The 15,491-nt window shown below is 67.3% G+C and carries 29 protein-coding genes; all 29 read left to right on the forward strand.

Annotation, left to right across the window (positions count from 1 at the left end; translation table 11 throughout):
- Positions 1–459: 459 nt before the first annotated feature.
- The 29 genes from rpsJ (at position 460) to rpsK (ending at position 15,455) form a co-directional block, all read left to right on the forward strand.
- On the forward strand, positions 460–768 hold the full coding sequence (gene rpsJ, locus ACFWEJ_RS18330; RefSeq protein WP_019146773.1) for a 30S ribosomal protein S10: 309 nt from the start codon (positions 460–462) through the stop codon (positions 766–768).
- 14 nt (positions 769–782) lie between these two features.
- The gene (rplC, locus tag ACFWEJ_RS18335) at positions 783–1,436 is read left to right on the forward strand and encodes a 50S ribosomal protein L3 (RefSeq protein ID WP_377230646.1); all 654 of its coding nucleotides are present in this window, start codon (positions 783–785) and stop codon (positions 1,434–1,436) included.
- A 5-nt stretch (positions 1,437–1,441) separates the two neighbouring features.
- On the forward strand, positions 1,442–2,134 hold the full coding sequence (gene rplD, locus ACFWEJ_RS18340) for a 50S ribosomal protein L4 (RefSeq protein ID WP_377230647.1): 693 nt from the start codon (positions 1,442–1,444) through the stop codon (positions 2,132–2,134).
- On the forward strand, positions 2,131–2,433 hold the full coding sequence (gene rplW / locus ACFWEJ_RS18345; RefSeq protein ID WP_182620563.1) for a 50S ribosomal protein L23: 303 nt from the start codon (positions 2,131–2,133) through the stop codon (positions 2,431–2,433). Before rplD ends, rplW begins: the two co-directional genes overlap by 4 nt.
- 31 nt (positions 2,434–2,464) lie before the next feature.
- Positions 2,465–3,301: a 50S ribosomal protein L2 gene (gene rplB, locus ACFWEJ_RS18350; protein WP_182620564.1), complete on the forward strand. Its 837-nt coding sequence runs from the start codon at positions 2,465–2,467 to the stop codon at positions 3,299–3,301.
- A 14-nt stretch (positions 3,302–3,315) separates the two neighbouring features.
- Complete coding sequence (gene rpsS / locus ACFWEJ_RS18355; RefSeq protein ID WP_020016117.1) at positions 3,316–3,597, forward strand: 30S ribosomal protein S19; 282 nt, start codon at positions 3,316–3,318, stop codon at positions 3,595–3,597.
- 68 nt (positions 3,598–3,665) lie between these two features.
- The gene (rplV, locus tag ACFWEJ_RS18360) at positions 3,666–4,025 is read left to right on the forward strand and encodes a 50S ribosomal protein L22 (protein ID WP_377220028.1); all 360 of its coding nucleotides are present in this window, start codon (positions 3,666–3,668) and stop codon (positions 4,023–4,025) included.
- A complete protein-coding gene (gene rpsC, locus ACFWEJ_RS18365; protein WP_182620565.1) occupies positions 4,025–4,864 on the forward strand; it encodes a 30S ribosomal protein S3 in 840 nt (279 codons plus the stop codon). The genes rplV and rpsC overlap by 1 nt, the downstream gene beginning before the upstream one ends.
- A gap of 2 nt (positions 4,865–4,866) precedes the next feature.
- Positions 4,867–5,283: a 50S ribosomal protein L16 gene (gene rplP / locus ACFWEJ_RS18370; protein ID WP_020016120.1), complete on the forward strand. Its 417-nt coding sequence runs from the start codon at positions 4,867–4,869 to the stop codon at positions 5,281–5,283.
- The gene (rpmC, locus tag ACFWEJ_RS18375; RefSeq protein WP_377230648.1) at positions 5,283–5,522 is read left to right on the forward strand and encodes a 50S ribosomal protein L29; all 240 of its coding nucleotides are present in this window, start codon (positions 5,283–5,285) and stop codon (positions 5,520–5,522) included. The genes rplP and rpmC overlap by 1 nt, the downstream gene beginning before the upstream one ends.
- Before the next feature lie 4 nt (positions 5,523–5,526).
- On the forward strand, positions 5,527–5,817 hold the full coding sequence (rpsQ, locus tag ACFWEJ_RS18380; protein WP_020016122.1) for a 30S ribosomal protein S17: 291 nt from the start codon (positions 5,527–5,529) through the stop codon (positions 5,815–5,817).
- Between the two features lie 133 nt (positions 5,818–5,950).
- The gene (gene rplN / locus ACFWEJ_RS18385; protein WP_020016123.1) at positions 5,951–6,319 is read left to right on the forward strand and encodes a 50S ribosomal protein L14; all 369 of its coding nucleotides are present in this window, start codon (positions 5,951–5,953) and stop codon (positions 6,317–6,319) included.
- Between the two features lie 2 nt (positions 6,320–6,321).
- Positions 6,322–6,663, forward strand: a complete 342-nt coding sequence (gene rplX, locus ACFWEJ_RS18390; RefSeq protein ID WP_020016124.1) for a 50S ribosomal protein L24 — start codon at positions 6,322–6,324, stop codon at positions 6,661–6,663.
- A complete protein-coding gene (gene rplE / locus ACFWEJ_RS18395; protein WP_377230649.1) occupies positions 6,663–7,235 on the forward strand; it encodes a 50S ribosomal protein L5 in 573 nt (190 codons plus the stop codon). Before rplX ends, rplE begins: the two co-directional genes overlap by 1 nt.
- A 1-nt stretch (position 7,236) precedes the next feature.
- Positions 7,237–7,422 (forward strand): type Z 30S ribosomal protein S14, encoded by a 186-nt coding sequence (locus ACFWEJ_RS18400; RefSeq protein WP_021480434.1) that lies wholly within the window; start codon positions 7,237–7,239, stop codon positions 7,420–7,422.
- A gap of 73 nt (positions 7,423–7,495) precedes the next feature.
- Positions 7,496–7,894, forward strand: a complete 399-nt coding sequence (gene rpsH / locus ACFWEJ_RS18405; protein ID WP_377230650.1) for a 30S ribosomal protein S8 — start codon at positions 7,496–7,498, stop codon at positions 7,892–7,894.
- Between the two features lie 21 nt (positions 7,895–7,915).
- Positions 7,916–8,452, forward strand: a complete 537-nt coding sequence (gene rplF, locus ACFWEJ_RS18410) for a 50S ribosomal protein L6 (protein WP_377230651.1) — start codon at positions 7,916–7,918, stop codon at positions 8,450–8,452.
- 2 nt (positions 8,453–8,454) lie between these two features.
- Positions 8,455–8,826 (forward strand): 50S ribosomal protein L18, encoded by a 372-nt coding sequence (rplR, locus tag ACFWEJ_RS18415; RefSeq protein ID WP_182620570.1) that lies wholly within the window; start codon positions 8,455–8,457, stop codon positions 8,824–8,826.
- 31 nt (positions 8,827–8,857) lie between these two features.
- Positions 8,858–9,511, forward strand: a complete 654-nt coding sequence (rpsE, locus tag ACFWEJ_RS18420) for a 30S ribosomal protein S5 (protein WP_377230652.1) — start codon at positions 8,858–8,860, stop codon at positions 9,509–9,511.
- Entirely contained in the window at positions 9,511–9,693 is a 183-nt protein-coding gene (gene rpmD / locus ACFWEJ_RS18425) for a 50S ribosomal protein L30 (protein ID WP_020016131.1), read from the forward strand. The genes rpsE and rpmD overlap by 1 nt, the downstream gene beginning before the upstream one ends.
- A 2-nt stretch (positions 9,694–9,695) precedes the next feature.
- On the forward strand, positions 9,696–10,148 hold the full coding sequence (gene rplO, locus ACFWEJ_RS18430) for a 50S ribosomal protein L15 (protein WP_285100994.1): 453 nt from the start codon (positions 9,696–9,698) through the stop codon (positions 10,146–10,148).
- 213 nt (positions 10,149–10,361) lie between these two features.
- Positions 10,362–11,657 (forward strand): preprotein translocase subunit SecY, encoded by a 1,296-nt coding sequence (gene secY, locus ACFWEJ_RS18435; protein ID WP_377230653.1) that lies wholly within the window; start codon positions 10,362–10,364, stop codon positions 11,655–11,657.
- Between the two features lie 80 nt (positions 11,658–11,737).
- Positions 11,738–12,295 carry an adenylate kinase gene (locus ACFWEJ_RS18440; protein ID WP_377230656.1) on the forward strand — a complete coding sequence of 186 codons (558 nt, stop codon included), beginning with the start codon at positions 11,738–11,740 and terminating at the stop codon, positions 12,293–12,295.
- A 3-nt stretch (positions 12,296–12,298) separates the two neighbouring features.
- Entirely contained in the window at positions 12,299–13,186 is an 888-nt protein-coding gene (gene map / locus ACFWEJ_RS18445) for a type I methionyl aminopeptidase (RefSeq protein ID WP_377230654.1), read from the forward strand.
- 59 nt (positions 13,187–13,245) lie between these two features.
- Positions 13,246–13,659, forward strand: coding sequence for a hypothetical protein (locus ACFWEJ_RS18450; RefSeq protein ID WP_377230655.1), 414 nt, complete (start codon positions 13,246–13,248; stop codon positions 13,657–13,659).
- Between the two features lie 295 nt (positions 13,660–13,954).
- Positions 13,955–14,176: a translation initiation factor IF-1 gene (gene infA / locus ACFWEJ_RS18455; protein ID WP_020016137.1), complete on the forward strand. Its 222-nt coding sequence runs from the start codon at positions 13,955–13,957 to the stop codon at positions 14,174–14,176.
- A gap of 127 nt (positions 14,177–14,303) precedes the next feature.
- Positions 14,304–14,417, forward strand: a complete 114-nt coding sequence (gene rpmJ, locus ACFWEJ_RS18460) for a 50S ribosomal protein L36 (protein WP_003956441.1) — start codon at positions 14,304–14,306, stop codon at positions 14,415–14,417.
- A gap of 183 nt (positions 14,418–14,600) precedes the next feature.
- Positions 14,601–14,975 carry a 30S ribosomal protein S13 gene (gene rpsM / locus ACFWEJ_RS18465; RefSeq protein ID WP_182620576.1) on the forward strand — a complete coding sequence of 125 codons (375 nt, stop codon included), beginning with the start codon at positions 14,601–14,603 and terminating at the stop codon, positions 14,973–14,975.
- 75 nt (positions 14,976–15,050) lie between these two features.
- Positions 15,051–15,455, forward strand: a complete 405-nt coding sequence (gene rpsK, locus ACFWEJ_RS18470; protein ID WP_020016139.1) for a 30S ribosomal protein S11 — start codon at positions 15,051–15,053, stop codon at positions 15,453–15,455.
- Positions 15,456–15,491 lie beyond the last annotated feature (36 nt).

The raw sequence follows: 15,491 nt of genomic DNA on the forward strand, positions 1-15,491 counted from the left end.
GGCCCTGTTGCTTGAGTAGTGGGCATCACACCGCCTTGCGTTTGGCTCATGCCAAGTCGTATGGCAAGATTGCATAGTTGCCTGTCACAGGCGCGCTCTTTCAAGTGTCGAACAGTGTGCAGAACCGCAGTCCAGGTCCCGGATCGATCGGGGCCGACAGAGGCTGGAGCGGTCATCCTCCCGGGGTAATCCGGACGAGGAGTCGCGGGGTTTATCGCCTGTTGTTCGATGCGTATGGGGCGCCCCGCGGAGCACACGTTCTCCGGTTTTCCGGAGGCACTGTTCCGAGCAGGCTCAGCAAACGTCGTGGTCGGTCCAGCTTCAGAGCTGGGTCAGATCACTTCCCAACGGCCCCGGCACCAGCAATGGTGTTCTGCGCCCGGCTGTGCCGCATTAAGCGACACGCCCGAGTGCGTGGGTCGGACAGTAGCGGTTCGAGAGAGAGAGTCAGACGACGCCATGGCGGGACAGAAGATCCGCATCCGGCTCAAGTCCTACGACCACGAGGTGATCGACAGTTCGGCGCGCAAGATCGTCGACACGGTCACTCGCGCTGGTGCGACGGTCGTGGGTCCGGTGCCGCTGCCGACGGAGAAGAACGTCTTCGTTGTGATCCGGTCGCCTCACAAGTACAAGGACAGCCGCGAGCACTTCGAGATGCGTACGCACAAGCGGCTCATCGACATCATCGATCCCACGCCCAAGGCCGTCGACTCGCTCATGCGACTCGACCTGCCGGCGGACGTGAACATCGAGATCAAGCTCTGAGGCTGGAGGACATCATGACCAACCAGCAGAAGAACGTGACCGCGTTGCTCGGCACGAAGCTTGGTATGACCCAGCTCTGGGACGAGGCAGGCCGCCTCGTGCCGGTGACCGTGGTCTCCGTGGGCACCAACGTGGTGACCCAGATCCGCACGGTGGACACCGACGGCTACGCGGCTGTTCAGCTCGCGGCCGGCCAGGTCGACCCCCGTAAGGTCACCAAGCCCCTCAAGGGCCACTTCGAGAAGGCCGGCGTGACGCCGCGTCGTCACGTGGCCGAGGTTCGCACCGAGAACGCCGCCGAGTTCACGCTCGGCCAGGAGATCACCGCGGAGGCCTTCGAGGCCGGCGCGCTGGTCGACGTCATCGGTACCACCAAGGGCAAGGGCACCGCCGGTGTGATGAAGCGTCACGGCTTCTCCGGCGTGGGCGCCTCGCACGGTGCGCACCGCAACCACCGCAAGCCGGGCTCGATCGGTGGCGCCTCGACGCCGTCGCGAGTCTTCAAGGGCGTGCGGATGGCCGGCCGGATGGGTAACGACCGGCAGACCACCCAGAACCTGACCGTTCACGCGGTCGACGTCGAGAAGGGTCTGCTGCTCGTCAAGGGCGCGGTTCCCGGCCCCAAGGGTGGCGTCGTCCTCGTGCGTAACGCCGCGAAGGGAGCGTGAACCCGATGACCGCTCTGACTGTCGACGTCCTGGACGCCCAGGGCAAGAAGTCCGGCACTGCCGAGCTCCCCGCTGAGGTGTTCGACGTCGCCGTGAACATTCCGCTGATCCACCAGGTGGTCGTTGCGCAGCGCGCAGCCGCCCGCCAGGGCACCGCCTCCACGAAGACTCGTGGCGAGGTCCGCGGTGGTGGCCGCAAGCCGTACAAGCAGAAGGGCACCGGTCGCGCCCGCCAGGGTTCGACGCGCGCCCCGCAGTTCGCCGGTGGTGGCACCGTCCACGGCCCGCAGCCGCGCAAGTACGACCAGCGCACCCCGAAGAAGATGAAGGCCGCCGCCCTGCGCGGTGCGCTCTCCGACCGCGCTCGCGCGGGTCGCGTGCACGTCGTCGCCGGCTTCGGCATCGACGGCGTCCCGTCGACCAAGACGGCGCTCTCCACGATCACGAAGCTGACCACGCGTGAGCACGTGCTCATCGTGACGCAGCGTGACGACGAGGCCACGGTCAAGTCCCTTCGCAACGTGCCCGAGGTGCACCTCCTGGTCGCCGACCAGCTGAACACCTACGACGTGCTCGTCTCCGACGACGTCATCTTCACCGAGGGCGCGCTCGCCGCGTTCCTCAAGGGCCCGGTCAAGGGCGGGAAGGCTGTCGCCACGGAGTCCGAGGCCGAGACCGCTGAGGAGACCGCAAAGTGACCGTCACCGTGAAGGACCCGCGCGACATCCTGCTCGCGCCGGTCGTCTCCGAGAAGAGCTACAACCTTCTCGACGAGGGCAAGTACACCTTCATCGTGGACCCGAGCGCCAACAAGACCGAGATCAAGATCGCGATCGAGAAGGTCTTCAGCGTCAAGGTCGCCTCGGTGAACACGATCAACCGCAAGGGCAAGACGCGTCGCACGCGTTTCGGCCTCGGCAAGCGTAAGGACACGAAGCGTGCGATCGTCACCCTCCGCGAGGGAACGATCGACATCTTCGGCGGTCCGGTCGGCTGAGCTGACGAGAGACGATTGAGGACAGGTTTCCATGGGAATCCGTAAGTACAAGCCGACGACGCCCGGCCGTCGAGGCTCCAGCGTCGCCGACTTCGTCGAGGTCACGCGCTCGCAGCCGGAGAAGTCACTGGTCCGCCCGCTGAGCAAGTCCGGCGGCCGTAACAACACCGGTCGCATCACGACGCGGCACAAGGGTGGCGGCCACAAGCGCGCCTACCGCGTCATCGACTTCCGTCGTCACGACAAGGACGGCGTGCCTGCGAAGGTCGCTCACATCGAGTACGACCCCAACCGCACGGCCCGCATCGCGCTCCTGCACTACGCGGACGGCGAGAAGCGCTACATCATCGCGCCGAACAAGCTGTCGCAGGGCGACCGCATCGAGGCCGGTGCAGGCGCCGACATCAAGCCCGGCAACAACCTGCCGCTGCGCAACATCCCGACCGGTACGGTCATCCACGCCATCGAGCTCCGGCCCGGCGGCGGTGCGAAGATCGCCCGTTCGGCTGGTGCGTCGGTGCAGCTCGTCGCCAAGGACGGCCCCTACGCCCAGCTGCGTATGCCGTCCGGCGAGATCCGCAACGTCGACCTGCGCTGCCGCGCGACGGTCGGCGAGGTCGGTAACGCCGAGCAGTCGAACATCAACTGGGGCAAGGCCGGCCGCATGCGCTGGAAGGGCAAGCGCCCGACCGTCCGTGGTGTCGCCATGAACCCGGTCGACCACCCCCACGGTGGTGGTGAGGGTAAGACGTCCGGTGGTCGTCACCCGGTCAGCCCCTGGGGCCAGGCCGAGGGTCGTACCCGCCGTCCGAACAAGTCGAGCGACCGGATGATCGTCCGTCGTCGTCGTACCGGCAAGAAGCGCTGATAGGAGCCTGAAACATGCCTCGTAGCCTGAAGAAGGGCCCCTTCGTAGACGGACACCTCCAGAAGAAGGTGGACGTCCAGAACGAGAAGGGGACCAAGAATGTCATCAAGACCTGGTCCCGTCGGTCGGTCGTCACGCCCGATTTTCTCGGTCACACCTTTGCCGTGCACGACGGTCGTAAGCACGTCCCGGTCTTCGTGACCGAGGCGATGGTCGGCCACAAGCTCGGCGAGTTCGCTCCCACGCGGACCTTCCGCGGCCACGTGAAGGACGACAGGAAGGGTCGTCGCCGCTGAGGCGTAGGGATCTCCCTACCCACAGCAGTGATTACCTGGACTGTCTGAGAAAAGGAAGCAGGACAGCAATGGAAGCCAAGGCGCAGGCGCGGTTCGTCCGTGTCACGCCCCAGAAGGCCCGGCGCGTCGTGGACCTCATCCGTGGCAAGCAGGCCTCTGAGGCCGTCGCGGTGCTGAAGTTCGCACCGCAGGCCGCCAGCGAGCCGATCCGCAAGGTTGTGGAGAGCGCGATCGCCAACGCTCGGGTGAAGGCCGACCGCGCCAGCGAGCGCTTCGACGAGAACGACCTGTTCGTTTCCGTCGCGCTCGTCGACGAGGGGCCGACGCTCAAGCGGTTCCGCCCGCGGGCTCAGGGACGTGCAACGCGCATTCTCAAGCGCACCAGCCACATCACCGTGGTGCTCGCCGACAAGGAAGGGGCCCGATAGTGGGACAGAAGGTTCACCCGCACGGGTACCGCCTCGGTATCACCACCGACCACCGGTCGCGTTGGTTCGCCGACAGCACCAAGCCTGGTCAGCGGTACCGCGACTACGTCCGCGAGGACGTGCAGATCCGCAAGCTCATGGGCACCGGCCTCGAGCGTGCCGGCATCTCCAAGGTCGAGATCGAGCGCACCCGCGACCGCGTCCGCGTGGACATCCACACGGCGCGTCCGGGCATCGTCATCGGCCGTCGGGGTGCTGAGGCAGACCGCATCCGCGGTGAGCTCGAGAAGCTCACGGGCAAGCAGGTCCAGCTCAACATCCTCGAGGTCAAGAACGCGGAGATCGACGCGCAGCTGGTTGCTCAGGGCATTGCCGAGCAGCTCGCCAGCCGTGTCTCGTTCCGTCGCGCGATGCGCAAGGGCATGCAGTCCGCCCAGCGTGCCGGTGCGAAGGGCATCCGCGTGCAGGTCGCCGGCCGCCTCGGTGGCGCCGAGATGAGCCGTTCGGAGTTCTACCGCGAGGGCCGCGTGCCCCTGCACACGCTCCGCGCGTACATCGACTACGGCTTCTACGAGGCCCGCACCACCTTCGGCCGCATCGGCGTGAAGGTGTGGATCTACAAGGGCGAGACCACCGAGAAGGAATTCGCTGCTCAGCAGGCTGCAGCCGCGCCCCGTCAGGGTCGTGGCCGGGGCGATCGCCCTGAGCGTGGCGAGCGCGGCGGAGACCGTCGTGGCGGTGGCCGTCGCAACGAGCGTCCGGCCGAGCGCAGCGCAGAGTCCGCCCCCGCGGCCGAGGCGCCTGCAGCTCCGGCCGCAGAGACCGGAACGGAGGCCTGACCATGCTGATCCCGCGCAGGGTCAAGCACCGCAAGCAGCACCACCCGTCGCGCTCCGGCGCGGCCAAGGGTGGCACCCAGATCGCGTTCGGCGACTTCGGCATCCAGGCTCTGGAGCCGGCGTACGTCACCAACCGCCAGATCGAGGCGGCGCGTATCGCAATGACCCGCCACATCAAGCGTGGCGGCAAGGTGTGGATCAACATCTACCCCGACCGTCCGCTGACGAAGAAGCCTGCCGAGACCCGCATGGGTTCCGGTAAGGGTTCGCCGGAGTGGTGGGTCGCCAACGTCAAGCCGGGCCGCATCGTTTTCGAGCTGGCCGGCGTGGACGAGTCCCTTGCACGTGAGGCCATGCGCCGCGCGATGCACAAGCTCCCGATGAAGTGCCGTTTCGTGGTGCGCGAGGGTGGTGTCTGATGGCTATCGGTACCCAGGGGCTCGCCCCGATCGATCTGGACGGCATGGACGACGAGTCTCTCGTCGGCAAGCTGAAGGAAGCCAAGGAGGAGCTGTTCAACCTCCGCTTCCAGTCGGCGACCGGCCAGCTCGAGAGCCACGGTCGTCTCAAGGCCGTGCGTCGCGACATCGCCCGGATCTACACGATCCTGCGCGAGCGCGAGCTCGGCATCCGTACGGCTCCGAGCGTGAGTGAGTGAGGCAATGAGCGACAACACGACTGCTGCTGAGGCCCCCGAGGCCCAGCGCGCGACGCGTAAGGTGCGCCGCGGCTACGTGGTGAGCGACAAGATGGACAAGACCATCGTGATCGAGGTCGAGGACCGGGTGAAGCACCCGCTCTACGCCAAGGTCATCCGTCGCACCACGAAGGTCAAGGCGCACGACGAGCAGAACAGCGCCGGCATCGGCGACCTCGTTCTGATCATGGAGACCCGCCCGCTGTCCGCTACCAAGCGGTTCCGGCTCGTGGAGATCCTCGAGAAGGCCAAGTAAGACTTCTCTTCCCGCTGGGGGCGGTGCGTGACACACGTACGCGTGGCGCCCCCAGCACAGCAACTATCCGTTCGGCCAGGCTCGCCGGAAGCAGTCCGCGCGAGAACCAGTTCGACGACAGGAGTTCACTCAAATGATCCAGCAGGAGTCGCGACTTCGGGTCGCCGACAACACGGGTGCCAAGGAGATTCTCTGCATCCGCGTTCTCGGTGGCTCCGGCCGTCGCTACGCCGGAATCGGCGACACCATCGTCGCCACCGTCAAGGACGCGATCCCGGGCGGCAACGTGAAGAAGGGCGACGTCATCAAGGCCGTCGTCGTCCGGACCGCCAAGGAGCGCCGTCGTCCCGACGGTTCCTACATCAAGTTCGACGAGAACGCCGCCGTCATCCTGAAGAACGACGGTGAGCCTCGCGGCACCCGCATCTTCGGCCCGGTGGGTCGTGAGCTGCGTGACAAGCGGTTCATGAAGATCATCTCGCTGGCTCCGGAGGTGCTCTGACCATGGCGAAGATCAAGAAGGGCGACCAGGTCATCGTGATCTCGGGTCGCGACAAGGGCAAGACCGGCCGCGTGCTCGAGGTCCTCAAGGACTCCGACCGTCTCGTGGTCGAGGGTGTTCAGCGCGTCACGAAGCACACCAAGGTGGGGCAGTCGCAGCGCGGCACCCGTACCGGTGGCATCGAGACGGTCGAGGCGCCGATCCACGTGAGCAACGTGATGATCGTCGACCCGGAGACCAAGAAGGGCACCCGCGTCGGGTACCGCCTCGAGCAGGTGGAGCGTGACGGTCGTACCAAGACCGTCCGGATCCGCGTCGCGAAGCGCTCCGGGAAGGACATCTGATGACCGAGACGACCATCGAGGCCCCGGCCCAGCCGCGCCTCAAGCAGAAGTACCGCGAGGAGATCCTCTCGGCGCTGATCGAGGAGTTCGGCCACAAGAACCCGCACCAGGCCGGCGGTCTCACGAAGATCGTCGTGAACATGGGTGTCGGCGACGCGGCCAAGGACTCGAAGCTCATCGAGGGCGCGATCCGCGACCTCTCGGCGATCACCGGTCAGAAGCCGCAGGTCACCAAGGCTCGGAAGTCCATCGCTCAGTTCAAGCTGCGCGAGGGCATGCCGATCGGTGCGCACGTCACGCTCCGCGGCGACCGCATGTGGGAGTTCCTCGACCGCCTGCTGTCCACCGCTCTGCCGCGTATCCGCGACTTCCGCGGCCTGTCGCCCAAGCAGTTCGACGGCCACGGCAACTACACCTTCGGTCTCACGGAGCAGTCGATGTTCCACGAGATCGACCAGGACAAGATCGACCGGGTCCGCGGTATGGACATCACGGTCGTGACGACGGCGACGACCGACGACGAGGGCCGCTCTCTGCTGCGCCGTCTCGGCTTCCCCTTCAAGGAGAACTGACATGGCGAAGAAGGCCCTGATCAACAAGGCGGCCGCCAAGCCGAAGTTCGCGGTTCGCGCCTACACCCGGTGCCAGAAGTGCGGTCGCCCGCACTCCGTCTACCGCAAGTTCGGCCTGTGCCGCATCTGCGTGCGGGAGATGGCCCACCGCGGCGAGCTTCCCGGCGTCACCAAGAGCAGCTGGTAACACAACTACGCCGTAGGTCCGTCCAGCCACACCAGGCAGTTCGGATACCCCGGCGAGGAAGGGCAAGAGCCCGATGACTATGACCGACCCGATCGCAGACATGCTGACCCGTCTGCGTAACGCGAACTCGGCGCACCACGACACGGTCACCATGCCGTCGTCGAAGCTGAAGACGCACATCGCTGAGATCCTGCAGGCCGAGGGTTACATCTCCGGCTGGTCCGTGGAGGACGCCCAGGTGGGCAAGTCCCTCACGCTCGAGCTGAAGTACGGGCAGAACCGGGAGCGCGCCCTTGCCGGCGTGCGCCGGATCTCGAAGCCCGGCCTGCGCGTCTACCGCAAGTCCACCGAACTGCCCAAGGTCCTCGGCGGCCTGGGCGTGGCGATCCTGTCCACGTCCTCCGGCCTGCTGACCGACCGTCAGGCACAGGCCAAGGGCGTCGGCGGCGAAGTCCTCGCCTACGTCTGGTAATCCGGAAAGGAGAAAACGCCAATGTCTCGAATCGGCAAGCTTCCCGTTCCGGTCCCAGCCGGCGTGGACATCACTGTCAGCGGCGCGCTCGTGACCGTGAAGGGCCCCAAGGGTTCTCTCGAGCACAACGTGCCCGCACCCATCAATGTCGCTCAGGAGGACGCCCAGCTCGTGGTGTCCCGTCCGGACGACGAGCGCAACTCCCGTGCGCTGCACGGCCTCACTCGTACCCTGATCGCCAACATGATCGTCGGCGTCACCCAGGGCTACGAGAAGAAGCTGGAGATCGTCGGTACTGGTTACCGCGTCGTGGCGAAGGGCTCGAGCCTCGAGTTCGCGCTCGGCTTCAGCCACCCCGTTGTCATCGAGCCCCCCGCGGGTGTCACGTTCGCTGTCGAGAGCCCCACCAAGTTCTCGGTCTCGGGCATCGACAAGCAGCAGGTCGGCGAGGTCGCAGCGAACATTCGCAAGATCCGCAAGCCCGAGCCCTACAAGGGCAAGGGCGTGCGCTACGCCGGCGAGAACGTCCGCCGCAAGGTCGGAAAGGCTGGTAAGTGACGATGGCTATCAAGATCCTGGGCAAGGGCAAGTCCGTCGCTCGCCAGCGTCGCCACCTGCGCCTGCGCAAGAAGATCACCGGCACCGCCGTTCGTCCCCGTCTGGTCGTCACCCGCTCCGCGCGCCACATGGTCGCGCAGATCGTGGACGACGGCCTGGGCAAGACCGTCGCCTCGGCGTCGACCCTCGAGGCCGACCTGCGTGCGTTCGACGGCGACAAGACGGCCAAGGCCCGCAAGGTCGGCGAGCTCGTCGCCGAGCGTGCCAAGGCTGTCGGCGTCGACACCGTCGTGTTCGACCGCGGCGGCAACAAGTACCACGGTCGCGTCGCTGCTGTGGCTGACGGCGCCCGCGAGGGCGGTCTGGCCCTGTGATGACCAACGCACGGAAGAAGAGGACTCTCTGATGGCTGCAGGGCAGCGCAGCGGCGCCCCCCAGGGTGCCGCCACCGAGAACAAGGACCGCAACGACCGCCGTGGTGGCGGGCGTCGGGACGACCGTCGCGGCGGGCGCGAGGAGAAGAGCGCCTTCGTCGAGAAGGTCGTCTCCATCAACCGCGTCGCCAAGGTCGTCAAGGGCGGCCGTCGCTTCAGCTTCACCGCGCTCGTCGTGGTGGGCGATGGTGACGGCACCGTCGGCGTCGGCTACGGCAAGGCCAAGGAAGTTCCGGCCGCGATCGCCAAGGGTGTCGAGGAGGCGAAGAAGAACTTCTTCCGCGTCCCTCGCATCCAGGGCACCATCCCTCACCCCATCCAGGGTGAGGCCGCAGCCGGTGTCGTGTTCCTGCGTCCGGCGTCGCCGGGTACCGGTGTGATCGCCGGTGGTCCGGTGCGCGCCGTGCTGGAGTGCGCGGGCATCCACGACGTGCTGAGCAAGTCGCTCGGTTCGTCCAACGCGATCAACATCGTGCACGCCACGGTCGCGGCCCTGAAGGGTCTCGAGGAGCCGGCTGCTGTTGCCGCTCGTCGTGGGCTCCCGCTGGAGGACGTGGCCCCGGCCGCGCTGCTCCGCGCGCAGGCCGCCGGTCGTGCCGAGTCGACTGCGAAGGCGGGTGCGTGATGGCTCGTCTCAAGGTGACTCAGACCAAGTCCGCCATCGGCGGCAAGCAGAACCAGCGTGACACGCTGCGGACGCTCGGCCTCAAGCGGATCGGCGACACCGCCGTGAAGGAGGACCGCGCGGAGATCCGTGGCATGGTCAAGACGGTGGCGCACCTCGTCGCCGTCGAGGAGGTCGAGTGATCATGGCGGAGAACAAGCCGCTGAAGGTCCACCACCTCCGTCCGGCCCCCGGTGCCAAGACCGCGAAGACCCGTGTGGGTCGCGGTGAGGGCTCGAAGGGTAAGACGGCAGGCCGTGGTACCAAGGGTACGAAGGCTCGTTACCAGGTGCCCGCGGGCTTCGAGGGTGGGCAGATGCCTCTGCACATGCGCCTTCCGAAGCTGCGTGGGTTCAAGAACCCGTTCCGGGTCGAGTACCAGGTCGTGAACCTGGACAAGCTTTCCGCGCTGTTCCCCGAGGGTGGCTCCGTCACCGTCGAGGACCTGGTCGCGAAGGGCGCCGTCCGCAAGGGCGAGCCCGTGAAGGTGCTCGGCAACGGTGAGATCACCGTCAAGCTCGAGATCGCGGTCGACCGCGTCTCGACGTCCGCCAAGGAGAAGATCCTGGCGGCCGGCGGTTCGGTCTCGGAGGCCTGAGACAGCTGACAGGGCCGGCGGCGCGTGAGCGCGGCCGGCCCTGTGTGCTCTCTTGAGTATTTCCCGGAGCGAACGTGGTCCACCGGACCCCGTAAGCAACGTAGAATCCGACACGGTCTGGCTGCACCGTTGTGGTCTGGCCCACGTTCGACTCACCTCGCCGGCGTCCCGCCGGCGACACTAGATCCCGCAACGGCGGGCCAGGAGGATAGGGTGCTCAGCGCTTTCGGCCGGGCTTTCCGGACGCCAGACCTGCGGCGCAAGCTGCTGTTCACGATCGCGATCATGGCGATCTTCCGGCTCGGGTCGTTCATCCCGACCCCCGGCGTGGACTACGCAAACGTGCAGCAATGTATCGCCCAGGCGGGCAACGACTCGCTGCTCGGCCTCATCAACGTCTTCAGCGGCGGCGCGCTGCTGCAGCTGTCGATCTTCGCCCTCGGGATCATGCCGTACATCACGGCGAGCATCATCGTGCAGCTGCTTCGCGTGGTCATCCCACGCTTCGAGGCCCTGCACAAGGAAGGCCAGTCGGGCCAGACCAAGCTGACCCAGTACACGCGCTACCTCACGATCGCCCTCGCGATCCTGCAGTCGACGACCGTCATCACGACGGCGCGCCAGGGCGTGCTGTTCCAGAACTGCGGTCTCAACGTGATCGTGGACGACAGCATCCTCACCTCGATCTTCATGGTCATCACCATGACCGCGGGTACGGGTCTGGTCATGTGGCTCGGCGAGCTGATCACCGAGCGCGGCGTCGGCAACGGCATGTCGCTCCTGATCTTCACGTCGATCGCCGCGAGCTTCCCGACCTCCCTCTGGTCGATCGCCGGTGGCGCCAACGGCGTCGTGAACTTCACGATCATGATCCTGGTCATCATCCTGGTGATCGGTCTCGTGGTGTTCGTCGAGCAGTCGCAGCGCCGGATCCCGGTGCAGTACGCGAAGCGCATGGTCGGCCGCCGCATGTACGGCGGCACCAGCACGTACATCCCGATCAAGATCAACATGTCCGGCGTGATCCCCGTGATCTTCGCGGCGTCGATCCTCGCCATCCCGGGCCTTCTCGCCCAGTTCGGGGACCAGACGGCCGAGTGGGTCATCTGGATCTCCAACAACCTGGTCCAGCAGTCGTCGCCGCTCTACATCGCGGTGTACACGCTGATGATCATCTTCTTCTGCTTCTTCTACACGTCGATCACGTTCAACCCGGACGAGGTCGCGGACAACATGAAGAAGTACGGCGGCTTCATCCCCGGCATCCGTGCCGGCCGCCCCACGGCGGAGTACCTCGACTTCGTGATCACCCGGATCACTTCCGCCGGTTCCCTGTACCTCGCGCTGATCGCGCTGATCCCGACGCTGGTGCTCGTCTTCCTTGGCGTCAGCACCAACCTGCCCTTCGGTGGTAGCTCGATCCTCATCGTGGTCGGCGTCGGGCTGGAGACGGTCAAGCAGATCGACTCCCAGCTGCAGCAGCGCCACTACGAAGGATTCCTCCGTTGAGCCAGACCCCCACCACCACCTCTCGCCGCGAGCTGCACGCTCGTCCGGACCAGGAGGGTCAGGTCACGCGCCTGGTCATCATGGGCCCGCAGGGCGCGGGCAAGGGTACGCAGGCCGCCCGTCTCGCCGAGGTCTTCGGGATCGTCCCGATCTCCACGGGTGACATCTTCCGCACGAACATCGCGGGGGAGACCGAGCTGGGCAAGCTCGCACAGGAGTACACGAACAAGGGCGACCTGGTCCCGGACGAGGTCACCAACGAGATGGTCCGCGACCGCCTCGGCCAGCCGGACGTCAAGGACGGCTTCATCCTCGACGGGTACCCCCGCAACGCCGCCCAGGTGACGGAGCTCGACCAGATCCTCGCCGACCTCGGCTGGGAGCTGGACGGCGTCATCGAGCTGACGGCGGACCGTGCGGAGCTCCTGAGCCGCATCGCGCGGCGGGCCCAGGAAGAGGGCCGGGACGACGACACCGAGGAGGCCATCGCGCGCCGCCTCGACATCTACGCGGAGCAGACCGCCCCGCTCACGGCGGCCTACGGGGAGCGCAACCTGCTGGTGCAGGTCGACGGGCTCGGCGAGATCGCCGAGGTCACCGACCGCATCGTCGCCTCGCTCGCGACCCAGCTGGGCTGAGCGGTGGTCTTCGGCCGGGAGCGGATCGAGTACAAGACGCCGGACCAGGTGCGCCTGATGCGGCGCGCCGGTCTGGTGGTCGCCGAGACGCTCGCCGCGGTCCGGGCTGCCGCCCGGCCGGGCCTGACCACCGCCGACCTGGACGCCGTCGCCTCGCGCACGATCGAGGCGGCGGGCGCCACGCCGTCGTTCCTGGGCTACCAGGGCTTCCCGGCGGTCATCTGCACCTCGGTCAACGACGAGGTCATCCACGGCATCCCGGGCAGCCGGGTGCTGGCCGTGGGTGACCTCGTCTCCGTCGACGGCGGCGCGATCGTCGACGGCTGGCACGGCGACTCGGCGGTCTCCTTCGTCCTGGGCGCCGAGGGCGCCCTGGACCACCGGCTGCCCGACGACGACCTGGTCGCCGCCGGTGCGGATCTTGCCGACGTCGCGCTCGTCCGGACCACCGAGACCGCCATGTGGGCGGGCATCGCGTCCCTGGCCTCGGCCAGGCGGCTGAACGCCGTGGGCGAGGCGGTCGAGACCGCCGTCGAGCTGGCCGGCGAGCTCACCGGCACCGAGTACGGCATCGTCGAGGAGTACGTGGGGCACGGCATCGGCAGCGCCATGCACCAGCCCCCGGACGTGCACAACTACCGCACGTCGGGTTCCGGCCCGCGGCTCCGGTCCGGGATGTGCCTCGCCATCGAGCCGATGATCAGCCGTGGCGGGGGCGAGACCAGGGTGCTCGCGGACGACTGGACGGTGGTCACCACCGACGGCTCGCGTGCGGCGCACTGGGAGCACTCGACGGCCATCACGGAGGACGGCATCGTCGTCCTGACAGCGGTCGACGGGGGAGCGGAGCGCCTCGCCGACTTCGGGGTGCGGCCGGTCGCGCTCGCCTGAGCCCGCGGACTTTCACCCGGGGTCTATTTAAGTCAGGGTCAGTTGGCTACGATCGGCCCGTGACCGATGAAGCGCACACCCTGTCCGACGCCACCTACGCGGCGCCCGCCCACGCCGGGCCGAACCGGACGCGTGGGCCCTGGTACGCGCGGATCCTGCCGGCCGTCCGCCGCGGCCTGGGGCGGTTCGGACGCTGGCTCGCCGCATGGGGCCGGCGCCTGGCGGTGAGCCCCTTCCTGTGGGTCGGCATCGTGCTCGGGTTCGGCACCTCGCTCCTGGTGTGGGAGTCCGTCCTGCTGCTCGGCATCGTGGTGTGGCTGGCCGGTGTGTGGCTCTGGGCCGCGCGCGGGCAGTCCGTGCTGGTCGCGCTGGGCCTTGGCATCGTGCTCGGGTGGCTGCCGATGCTGTTCTTCTTCGTGGGCAGCCTGCCGCACACGATGATCGGCCTGCCCGGGGTCGAGTACGACCTCTGAGGGGCCCCGCGTGGCGAGGCTCACGCGCCGGACGTGCGCCGTCGGCGGTCTTCGCTTTGAATGGTTTACGAACTGACGTAAGATAGATCGCTGGGTGTAGTCCGTTCAACGCCTCCAGATCTTGAAAGGGTGCCGACGGCGCCTGCCGGTCCCCGCGGAAGCGGGGCGCAGGCCGAGGCACACGAGGTAGGCGGTACGCGGACACACGCGACATCCACACCCGACTGTCGGTCTCGCAGGGTTCCCTGCGGTGCCGTGGGCGTGGAAGCAGTCACGACGAGAGTTAGCGGAGGATATGGCAAAGAAGGACGGTGTCATCGAGATCGAGGGCAGTGTGATCGAGGCTCTGCCGAACGCGATGTTCCGCGTCGAGCTGTCGAACGGTCACAAGGTTCTCGCGCACATCTCGGGAAAGATGCGTCAGCACTACATCCGGATCCTCCCCGAGGACCGCGTGGTGGTGGAGCTCAGCCCGTACGACCTGTCCCGCGGCCGGATCGTCTACCGCTACAAGTAGTCAGTCCCCGATCCGGGGCTACGTCACCCGCGGCCTGGCCGAAGGCGACGTCGCCGTACGATCGACCACCCACGACACTGCTGCGCGCGCACCGGGAGACCGGACGTTCGTGGCGGAGGAAAACCCGATGAAGGTCAAGCCGAGCGTCAAGAAGATCTGTGACAAGTGCAAGGTGATTCGCCGGCACGGTCGCGTCATGGTGATCTGCGACAACCTGCGCCACAAGCAGCGCCAGGGCTGATCACCCTCCGGGCACCAGCCCGGGCCGGTGGCTGAGGCCACCACCAGCGCACCACCTCGAACCAGCCCCGCGGGCAACCGCGCAGGGCAGGGGAACCCTCGGTCCGGAGGCCGGGGCCCGCGAAGAGTCGCGGGATGGCGGTGCGGCAGACCTCCGACGAGCAGTACAGGAGCCGGAAGGCACATGGCACGTCTTATCGGCGTCGACCTCCCCCGCGACAAGCGGCTTGAGGTTGCGCTCACGTACATCTTCGGTGTGGGTCGTACCCGCGCGAAGGAGACCCTGGCCGCCACGGGTATCAGCCCGGACGTCCGCGTGAAGGACCTCGGCGACGCCGAGCTCGTTGCGCTCCGCGACTACCTCGAGGGCAGCTTCAAGCTCGAGGGTGACCTCCGCCGTGAGGTCGCGGCCGACATCCGCCGCAAGGTCGAGATCGGCACCTACCAGGGCCTGCGCCACCGTCGCGGCCTGCCGGTGCGTGGTCAGCGCACCAAGACCAACGCGCGCACCCGCAAGGGTCCCAAGCGCACCGTCGCGGGCAAGAAGAAGGCCCGCTGATAGCAGTCCGTGGAGCGGTCGGCTCACCGAGCTGAGACCGCCCCGGTCCGATCAGACCAGGAGATTACAGAACAGATGCCTCCCAAGACTCGCGCCGCCGCCGGCCGCAAGCCGCGCCGCAAGGACAAGAAGAACGTCCCGCTCGGCCAGGCGCACATCAAGTCCACCTTCAACAACACGATCATCTCGATCACCGACCCGTCCGGTGCCGTGGTGTCGTGGGCCTCTGCCGGCCACGTCGGCTTCAAGGGCTCCCGCAAGTCCACCCCGTACGCCGCGCAGATGGCCGCCGAGTCGGCCGCTCGCCGCGCGCAGGAGCACGGCGTCAAGAAGGTCGACGTCTTCGTGAAGGGCCCGGGTTCCGGTCGCGAGACCGCCATCCGCTCGCTCCAGGCGACCGGCCTCGAGGTCGGCTCGATCCAGGACGTGACGCCCCAGGCGCACAACGGCTGCCGCCCCCCGAAGCGTCGTCGCGTTTGATGCTTGTTGCGCCAGGTTGTGCCTCCGGCCCTGGGG

This window comes from Promicromonospora sp. NPDC060204 (assembly GCF_042728455.1).
In the GTDB taxonomy this organism is placed as follows: domain Bacteria; phylum Actinomycetota; class Actinomycetes; order Actinomycetales; family Cellulomonadaceae; genus Promicromonospora.

Excerpts from the sequence above, each read along its gene's own strand:
- rpsJ (WP_019146773.1), top strand. The coding sequence starts at position 460 with ATGGCGGGACAGAAGATCCGCATCCGGCTCAAGTCCTACGACCACGAG.
- rplC (WP_377230646.1), top strand. The coding sequence starts at position 783 with ATGACCAACCAGCAGAAGAACGTGACCGCGTTGCTCGGCACGAAGCTT.
- rplD (WP_377230647.1), top strand. The coding sequence starts at position 1,442 with ATGACCGCTCTGACTGTCGACGTCCTGGACGCCCAGGGCAAGAAGTCC.
- rplB (WP_182620564.1), top strand. The coding sequence starts at position 2,465 with ATGGGAATCCGTAAGTACAAGCCGACGACGCCCGGCCGTCGAGGCTCC.
- rpsS (WP_020016117.1), top strand. The coding sequence starts at position 3,316 with ATGCCTCGTAGCCTGAAGAAGGGCCCCTTCGTAGACGGACACCTCCAG.
- rplV (WP_377220028.1), top strand. The coding sequence starts at position 3,666 with ATGGAAGCCAAGGCGCAGGCGCGGTTCGTCCGTGTCACGCCCCAGAAG.
- rplP (WP_020016120.1), top strand. The coding sequence starts at position 4,867 with ATGCTGATCCCGCGCAGGGTCAAGCACCGCAAGCAGCACCACCCGTCG.
- rpmC (WP_377230648.1), top strand. The coding sequence starts at position 5,283 with ATGGCTATCGGTACCCAGGGGCTCGCCCCGATCGATCTGGACGGCATG.
- rpsQ (WP_020016122.1), top strand. The coding sequence starts at position 5,527 with ATGAGCGACAACACGACTGCTGCTGAGGCCCCCGAGGCCCAGCGCGCG.
- rplN (WP_020016123.1), top strand. The coding sequence starts at position 5,951 with ATGATCCAGCAGGAGTCGCGACTTCGGGTCGCCGACAACACGGGTGCC.
- rplX (WP_020016124.1), top strand. The coding sequence starts at position 6,322 with ATGGCGAAGATCAAGAAGGGCGACCAGGTCATCGTGATCTCGGGTCGC.
- rplE (WP_377230649.1), top strand. The coding sequence starts at position 6,663 with ATGACCGAGACGACCATCGAGGCCCCGGCCCAGCCGCGCCTCAAGCAG.
- ACFWEJ_RS18400 (WP_021480434.1), top strand. The coding sequence starts at position 7,237 with ATGGCGAAGAAGGCCCTGATCAACAAGGCGGCCGCCAAGCCGAAGTTC.
- rpsH (WP_377230650.1), top strand. The coding sequence starts at position 7,496 with ATGACTATGACCGACCCGATCGCAGACATGCTGACCCGTCTGCGTAAC.
- rplF (WP_377230651.1), top strand. The coding sequence starts at position 7,916 with ATGTCTCGAATCGGCAAGCTTCCCGTTCCGGTCCCAGCCGGCGTGGAC.
- rplR (WP_182620570.1), top strand. The coding sequence starts at position 8,455 with ATGGCTATCAAGATCCTGGGCAAGGGCAAGTCCGTCGCTCGCCAGCGT.
- rpsE (WP_377230652.1), top strand. The coding sequence starts at position 8,858 with ATGGCTGCAGGGCAGCGCAGCGGCGCCCCCCAGGGTGCCGCCACCGAG.
- rpmD (WP_020016131.1), top strand. The coding sequence starts at position 9,511 with ATGGCTCGTCTCAAGGTGACTCAGACCAAGTCCGCCATCGGCGGCAAG.
- rplO (WP_285100994.1), top strand. The coding sequence starts at position 9,696 with ATGGCGGAGAACAAGCCGCTGAAGGTCCACCACCTCCGTCCGGCCCCC.
- ACFWEJ_RS18440 (WP_377230656.1), top strand. The coding sequence starts at position 11,738 with ATGGGCCCGCAGGGCGCGGGCAAGGGTACGCAGGCCGCCCGTCTCGCC.
- infA (WP_020016137.1), top strand. The coding sequence starts at position 13,955 with ATGGCAAAGAAGGACGGTGTCATCGAGATCGAGGGCAGTGTGATCGAG.
- rpmJ (WP_003956441.1), top strand. The coding sequence starts at position 14,304 with ATGAAGGTCAAGCCGAGCGTCAAGAAGATCTGTGACAAGTGCAAGGTG.
- rpsM (WP_182620576.1), top strand. The coding sequence starts at position 14,601 with ATGGCACGTCTTATCGGCGTCGACCTCCCCCGCGACAAGCGGCTTGAG.
- rpsK (WP_020016139.1), top strand. The coding sequence starts at position 15,051 with ATGCCTCCCAAGACTCGCGCCGCCGCCGGCCGCAAGCCGCGCCGCAAG.